Consider the following 7,209-nt stretch of genomic DNA (forward strand, 5'->3'; position numbering starts at 1 on the left):
GGCCACGGCAAAGGCGCCGATGAACGGGTAGCCTTCCTTGTGGATGGGCGGGATCTGCGCAGTGATCGAATTGGCGATGGACATGTAAACTTCGCTCTATTCTTCTTTCCCCTCTCCCCGTCGGGGAGAGGGTGGCGCGCCGCCAGGCGCGCCGGGAGAGGGGCCGGCGACGACCACGGCAGCCAGAATAATCTCCAGCACCGCGTCCGTCTCGTTCAGGACTTCATTATTCCAGAACCGCAGGATGCGAAACCCTCGATCTTCTAGCCATTTCGTTCGCTCAACGTCGGAATCGCTTTCCGCGTGCTGCCCGCCATCGACTTCGACCAGCAACTTCCGCTCCATGCAGGCGAAATCGGCCACGTACTGTCCGATCGGGATCTGCCGCTTGAACTTGATGCCTTGCAGGCGATCGGCGCGCAGTCGATACCAGAGCCGCCGCTCGGCGTCTGTCATGTTGGCGCGCAAGGATTTGGCGAACTCCCGTGACATCCCCCCTCTCCCGTCCGCGCTGCGCGCGGCCCCCTCTCCCCCAAGCGTAGCTTCGCTGCGCTGGGGGCGAGAGGAAGAAAAAATTACTCCGCCGCGTCCGGCGTCAACAAGGCCGGCGGCACCCGGTTCGGCGCACTCGCCTCATCCGCGATCAAGGCCAGTCGCTCGCGCGCCTCCTGGGCCTCGCGCTGCCGGTTCCACATGCTCGCATAGAGGCCGCTGGCGGCCAGCAATTGGCTGTGGGTGCCGCGCTCGGCAATGCGGCCCTGGTCGAGCACGATGATCTCATCGGCGCCGACGATGGTCGACAGCCGGTGCGCGATCACCAGCGAGGTGCGGTTGCGCGACACCTTCTCCAGAGCGTCCTGGATTTCCTGCTCGGTATGGCTGTCGAGCGCCGAGGTGGCCTCGTCGAGCAGCAGGATCGGCGGCGCCTTCAAAACGGTCCGGGCGATCGCCACGCGCTGCTTCTCGCCGCCCGACAACTTCAGCCCGCGCTCGCCGACCTCGGTATCGTAGCCCTTCGGCGAAATCCGGATGAAGCCATCGATCTGCGCCAGCCGGGCCGCCTCCTCCACCTCAGCGTCGGTGGCGTCCCAGCGGCCGTAGCGGATGTTGTAGCGGATGGTGTCGTTGAACAGGACAGTGTCCTGCGGCACCATGCCGATCGAGGCGCGCAGCGAAGACTGGGTGACATTGCGGATGTTCTGGCCATCGATCGAGATGGTGCCGCCGGAGACGTCGTAGAGCCGGAACAGCAGCCGCGAGATCGTCGACTTGCCGGCACCGGACGGCCCGACAATGGCCACCGTCTTGCCCGCCGGCACCTCGAAGCTGAGACCCTTCAGGATCGGTCGCTCGGCATCGTAAGAGAACCTCACATCGTCGAACCGCACATGGCCGGACGTGACCAGCAGCGGCTGTGCGCCGGGCAGATCCTTGACTTCGGGATTGCGCTGCAGCACGCCGAACATCTTCTCGATGTCGATGACCGCCTGCTTGATCTCGCGATACACCATGCCCATGAAATTCAGCGGCTGGTACAGCTGGATCATCATGGCATTGATCATCACGAAATCGCCAACCGTGTTGCGGCCGCTGCGCACCCCGATGGCGCACATCAGCATCGTCGCGGTAAGGCCGCAGGTGAAGATGATCGCCTGTCCGGTATTGAGCAGTGCCAGCGACGTATAGGTCTTCACACTGGCTTTTTCGTAGCGCGCCATCGAGAGATCGTAACGCTCGGCCTCGCGCTCCTCAGCGCTGAAATATTTGACGGTCTCGTAATTCAGCAGCGAGTCGATCGCCTTGGTGTTGGCGTCGGTATCCGACTCATTCATCTTGCGACGAATTTCGATCCGCCACTCGGTCGCGATGTAGGTGTAGTACATGTAGACCACGACGGTCACCGCGGTGACCAGCACATAGCGCCAGTCGAACTGCCACAGCAGCACGCCCATCAGCAGCGTGACCTCGACCACGGTCGGCACCAGCTGCAGGATCACCATGCGGACGATGACCTCGATGCCGAGCCGGCCGCGCTCCAGCACCCGCGTCAGCCCGCCGGTCTTGCGTTCGAGATGGAAGCGCAGCGACAGTTCATGCATGTGCACGAAGGTCAGGTAGGCCAGCTTGCGCACCGCATGCATTGCCACCTTGGCGAAGATGCCGTCACGCCATTGCGTCAGCACGGCCATCAGCACGCGGATCAGGCCGTAGCTGACGGTCATGATGACGGGCGAGGCAATCAGCCACAACGTCCAGTTCGACGACGCCACCGGGGCGGTATCGGCGCCGGTCAGCGCGTCGATCGCCCATTTGAAGGTGAACGGGACTGTCAGCGTCGCCAGTTTGGCGACCAGCAGCAGCAGCATCGACCACAACACGCGCATCTTGAGGTCGTGGCGATCACCGGGCCAGATGTAGGGCCACAAATGAACCAGCGTCGCCAGCAAGGTGCCGCGTTCGACGGTATTTTCAGGGATGGGAGCAGCCGCCGCGTTCAGGGAGGTGTCGGGTTCAGCCATCAAGGGTGCCTGGAACGAGCGAGGCGACCGCGCGCGGTCGCATGGGATTCGGGGTCGGTTTCATATCTGATGCATATAGGATGTTCGGCAGATCGCCGCACCCATGCAGCAGCATTCTTTTGCCTTTAGCGACCGGTTTGCCGCGGGAAATTTCCGCCTTCCGATCAACGGCATCTTGACGCTGTGATCCCGCACTGCCACATAAATTGCATGAGCATTATCAAAACCGTCTGTGTCTATTGCGGCTCCGGCCCCGGCACCAATCCCCGTTTCGTCGAATCGGCCATTGAGCTCGGCAAGTCACTGGCCGAGAATGGGGTCGGTCTGGTCTATGGTGGCGGTTCGATCGGCCTGATGGGCGCCGTGGCGCAATCGGTGCTCGACCATGGCGGCCGGGTCACCGGCATCATCCCGGACTTCCTGACCAAGCGCGAAAATGCACTGACCGGGGCGCAGGAACTGATCGTCACCCACGACATGCACGAGCGCAAACGGCTGATGTTCGAGCGCTCGGACGCCTTCGTCGCATTGCCCGGCGGCATCGGCACGCTGGAGGAGTTGGTCGAGCAATTGACCTGGCAGCAGCTCGGCCGCCACAGCAAGCCGATCCTGCTCGCCAATATCGAGAATTTCTGGGAGCCGCTGCTCGAGCTGCTCGACCATATGCGCGGCACGGCCTTCATCCGGCCCACATTGCCGCTGGAAGTATTGAAGGCCGAGCGCGTCGAGGACATCCTGCCCCGGCTCCGCAGCGCTGCCGCCAAGGCATCGGACGATGCCCTGAAGCTGGCGCCCGAGGTTGCCAGCCGGCTGTAATTGCCCTACCGGAGCGCGGACGGTGGTAACCAGCCGCGAGCTTGGAATCTCGGACTTTTCTGGTCAGCGATCTCGTCCGTGCCGCGACATCCTACCTATACAGGGGCGTTCGTTTTCACCAGCTTGTAGATGATGGAATCCATCAGCGCCTGGAACGAGGCGTCGATAATATTCGGCGAAACGCCGACCGTCGTCCAGCGTTCGCCCTGCTCGTCCTCGCTCTCGATCAGCACCCGCGTCACCGCCTCGGTGCCGCCGTTAAGAATGCGGACGCGGTAGTCGACCAGCCGCAGGCCGGCGATATATTTCTGGTATTTGCCGAGGTCTTTTCGCAGCGCGACGTCGAGCGCATTGACCGGGCCGTTGCCTTCGGCGGCCGAAATCAGCGTCGCGCCGGCGACGTTGACCTTGACCACCGCCATCGCCACCACGACGCGCTGGCCATTGGAATTATATCGCTGCTCGGTGTTGACGTCGAACTGCTCGACGCGAAAATATTCCGGCACCTTGCCGAGCGTCCGCCGCGCCAGCAGGTCGAACGACGCGTTCGCCGATTCATAGGCATAGCCGGCGGCCTCGCGTTCCTTCATTTCCTCGACCAGCCGCGCCAGCTTCGGATCGGCCTTGTCGAAAGCGATGCCGGCACGTTGCAATTCGGCGATCACGTTGGAGCGTCCAGCCTGGTCGGATACCAGCACCTTGCGGTGGTTGCCGACCGCCTCGGGGGCCACGTGTTCGTAAGTACGCGGGTCCTTCAACACCGCCGAGGCATGGATGCCGGTCTTGGTGACGAAGGCGCTCTCGCCAACATAGGCGGCATGACGATCAGGTGCGCGATTGAGCATGTCGTCGAGCGTGCGTGAAACCCGCTTCAAGGTCGCCATTTTTTCCGGCGTGACCGATATGTCGAAGGCGTCGGCGAATTCCGGCTTCAACCGCAGCGTCGGGATCAGCGAGCACAGATTGGCATTGCCGCAGCGCTCGCCGAGACCGTTCAGGGTGCCCTGGATCTGGCGTACGCCGGCGCGTACCGCCGCCAGCGAATTGGCCACCGCCTGCTCGGTATCATTATGGGCATGAATGCCGAGATGGCTGCCGGGGATATGCCGGGTCACCGCGCCAACAATGCTTGAAATTTCGTGCGGCATGGTCCCGCCATTGGTATCGCACAACACTACCCAGCGCGCTCCAGCCTCATAGGCGGCTTGGGCGCAGGCGAGCGCAAAGGCCGGATCCTCCTTGTAACCGTCGAAGAAATGCTCGCAATCCAGCAGCACCTCGCGCCCCGCGGCTTTCGCGGCACCGACGCTGTCGCGGATCGAGGCGAGGTTCTCGTCATTGGTGGTCTCCAGGGCAACACGGACCTGATAGGCTGAAGCCTTGGCCACGAAGCAGATCGCGTCCGCGCTGGCGTCCAGCAGCATCACCAGCCCGGGGTCGTTCGCCGCCGAACGGCCAGGCCGCCGCGTCATGCCAAAGGCGGTGAAGGTCGCGTTGGCCAGCTTCGGCCTGTGCGCGAAGAACTCGGTGTCGGTTGGATTGGCGCCGGGATAGCCGCCCTCGATATAGTCGATGCCAAGATCATCCAGCATCGCGGCGATCAGACGCTTGTCGTGCAGCGTGAAGTCGACGCCATTGGTCTGCGCCCCGTCGCGCAGCGTGGTGTCGAACAGATACAGCCGCTCGCGGGTCACGACGGCGCGACGGTGGGCGCGGCCACGCCGAGCGTCTTTTTCATGGTGGTATTGGCAAGCCATTCACCGTTGACGGTGACGGTGTTGCGCTGGGTCGCGATGTAGCCGCGCTTCTCGAAGAACTCCTGCGCGTTGTCGCTGACATCCGCCGTGAGACTCGCGGCGCCGCGGGCAGCCGCCAGCTTCTCCAGCGCGTCGCATAGCAGAGCGGCGGCGCCGCGCAACACGGCGCTCGGATGCACGTAGAGCAGATCGATGTGATCGATGCCCTTCAGCGAGGCAAAGCCGACCGGCGAATTCTGCAGGCTGGCGATCAGCGTCAGCTGCCCGGCGAGGCGCTTGCCGAACGCGGCCTCGTCGCCAACGGCACTGGCCCACGCCGCCTGCTGTTCCTCACTATAATCATCGCCAGTCAGCTGCATGATGCTGGCGGTAAAGATCGCCGCCAGCATCGGGGTATCGGTCGGCAGGAACGGCCGCAGCGTGGTTTGTGGCATGGTCTGTCCCATGGCGCTTACCAGTATCCGACGAGTTTCAACGCCAGCGCGATGGCGCCGGCGATCAGCAGCCATTTGACCAGGATGTAATAGCGCCAGTGCCGCGGAAACGGCGTGTCGGGCCGGCTCATCGCGCGATCTCCCAGCTGGTGCCTTCCTTGGAATCCTTGATCGTCACGCCCATCGCGGCAAGCTGATCGCGGATCCGGTCGGATTCCTTGAAGTCCTTGTTGGCGCGCGCGTCGGTTCGATCGGCGATCAAGCTGTCGATCTTGGCCGCATCGACGCCGCCGCCCTGCTGCTTGCGCGCGGCCCACTCGGCGGCGCTCTCCGACAGGAAGCCAAGCATACGTAACGAAGCGGCAAACTTGCCGCGGTCCTTCTCGTCGCCGGCCGCGGCGCTGTTGCGTAGCAGATGCAGCGCCGCGATCATCTGCGGCGTGTTGAGATCGTCGGACAGCGCGTCGATCACCTTGTTGGCGGGATGACCGCCCTTGGAATCGGCGGCGACCCAATACCAGTCGTCGAGCGTCCGGGCGCTTTCCTCGAGGCCCTTCACGGTCCAGTCGATCGGCGAGCGATAATGCGTCTTCAGCATGTTGAGACGCAGCACCTCGCCGGGCCAGTCGTTCAGCAATTCGCGGATGGTGACGAAATTGCCGGTCGATTTCGACATCTTCTCACCCTCGACCTGCAGAAACCCGTTGTGCATCCAGGTGTTCGCCATCGCCTGCGTGCCGTGCGCGCAGCGTGACTGCGCGATTTCATTTTCATGGTGCGGGAAGATCAGATCGAGCCCGCCGCCATGGATATCAAAGGTCTGGCCGAGATACGCCTCCGCCATCGCCGAGCATTCGATGTGCCAGCCCGGACGGCCCCTGCCCCACGGGCTTTCCCAGCCCGGCTCTTCGGCGGATGACTGCTTCCACAGCACGAAATCGGTCGGGTGCTTCTTGTGGGCGTCGACGGCGACGCGGGCGCCCGCCTGCTGCTCATCGAGCTTGCGACCGGACAGCGCGCCGTATTCCGGCATCGATTCGGTATCGAACAGCACTTCGCCCGCGGCCTCATAGGCATGGCCGCGCGCGATCAATTGCTGGATCAGCGTCACCATGTCGGTCTTGCCGTCCGCGCGCGGCAGCACGAAGTCGGTGGCGCGCGGCTGGAAGGTCGGCGGCAGGCAGCCGAGCGCTTCAACATCGGTCTGGAACTGGTCGGCGGTCTTCTCGGTGACGGCGCGGATGGCGTCGTTCAGCGGCAGGCCCGGAAAATCGCGGGCCGCGCGGTCGTTGATCTTGTCATCTACGTCGGTGATGTTACGGACATAGGTGACCTGGTCCGGACCATAAATGTAACGCAGCATCCGGAACAGCAGATCGAATACGATCACCGGGCGCGCATTGCCGATATGGGCGAAGTCATAAACCGTCGGCCCGCAGACATACATGCGCACGTTTTTGGGATCGAGCGGCGTGAACGGCCGCTTCTCCTTCGTCAACGTATCGTAGAGGCGTAATGACATGGATATCCGTCCGTTGCGGCCGGGCGTCCGATGATCTCATGTTGAGAAAAGACGGCCTCAGCCAGCGAATCGCTAGCTAATAATCTCGCGGCAAATGCTGCAGATGGCGAGGAGACCGTTCATGGTTCTACCATGTCCCAGCCCGGGGCACGGCGTCAAGG

The 7,209-nt window shown here is 63.2% G+C and carries 6 protein-coding genes and 1 pseudogene; 1 reads left to right on the forward strand and 6 read right to left on the reverse strand.

Features of this window, described 5'->3' with window-relative positions; all coding sequences use genetic code 11:
- The 3 genes and pseudogenes from Q0S16_RS26090 to Q0S16_RS26100 all read right to left on the reverse strand — a co-directional run.
- Positions 1 to 84 (reverse strand): annotated as a pseudogene (locus tag Q0S16_RS26090) (phosphatidylserine decarboxylase family protein); the annotation flags it as partial.
- A 12-nt stretch (positions 85 to 96) separates the two neighbouring features.
- Entirely contained in the window at positions 97 to 492 is a 396-nt protein-coding gene (locus tag Q0S16_RS26095) for an endonuclease domain-containing protein (RefSeq protein WP_295855408.1), read from the reverse strand.
- A gap of 83 nt (positions 493 to 575) precedes the next feature.
- Positions 576 to 2,519, reverse strand: a complete 1,944-nt coding sequence (locus tag Q0S16_RS26100; protein ID WP_295855420.1) for an ABC transporter ATP-binding protein/permease — start codon at positions 2,517 to 2,519, stop codon at positions 576 to 578.
- A 210-nt stretch (positions 2,520 to 2,729) separates the two neighbouring features.
- On the opposite strand from Q0S16_RS26100, the gene Q0S16_RS26105 reads away from it, so the two are divergent.
- A complete protein-coding gene (locus tag Q0S16_RS26105; protein WP_295855423.1) occupies positions 2,730 to 3,335 on the forward strand; it encodes a TIGR00730 family Rossman fold protein in 606 nt (201 codons plus the stop codon).
- Between the two features lie 95 nt (positions 3,336 to 3,430).
- Here the strand turns inward: Q0S16_RS26105 and cimA are convergent, their stop codons facing one another.
- From cimA to cysS, 3 genes are all read right to left on the reverse strand, one after another.
- On the reverse strand, positions 3,431 to 5,029 hold the full coding sequence (cimA, locus tag Q0S16_RS26110) for a citramalate synthase (protein WP_295855425.1): 1,599 nt from the start codon (positions 5,027 to 5,029) through the stop codon (positions 3,431 to 3,433).
- Complete coding sequence (locus Q0S16_RS26115) at positions 5,026 to 5,538, reverse strand: GNAT family N-acetyltransferase (RefSeq protein ID WP_295855429.1); 513 nt, start codon at positions 5,536 to 5,538, stop codon at positions 5,026 to 5,028. Before Q0S16_RS26115 ends, cimA begins: the two co-directional genes overlap by 4 nt.
- Positions 5,539 to 5,653: 115 nt before the next feature.
- Positions 5,654 to 7,048 (reverse strand): cysteine--tRNA ligase, encoded by a 1,395-nt coding sequence (cysS, locus tag Q0S16_RS26120; protein ID WP_295855433.1) that lies wholly within the window; start codon positions 7,046 to 7,048, stop codon positions 5,654 to 5,656.
- Positions 7,049 to 7,209 lie beyond the last annotated feature (161 nt).

This window comes from Tardiphaga sp. (assembly GCF_025356345.1).
In the GTDB taxonomy this organism is placed as follows: Bacteria; Pseudomonadota; Alphaproteobacteria; order Rhizobiales; family Xanthobacteraceae; genus Tardiphaga.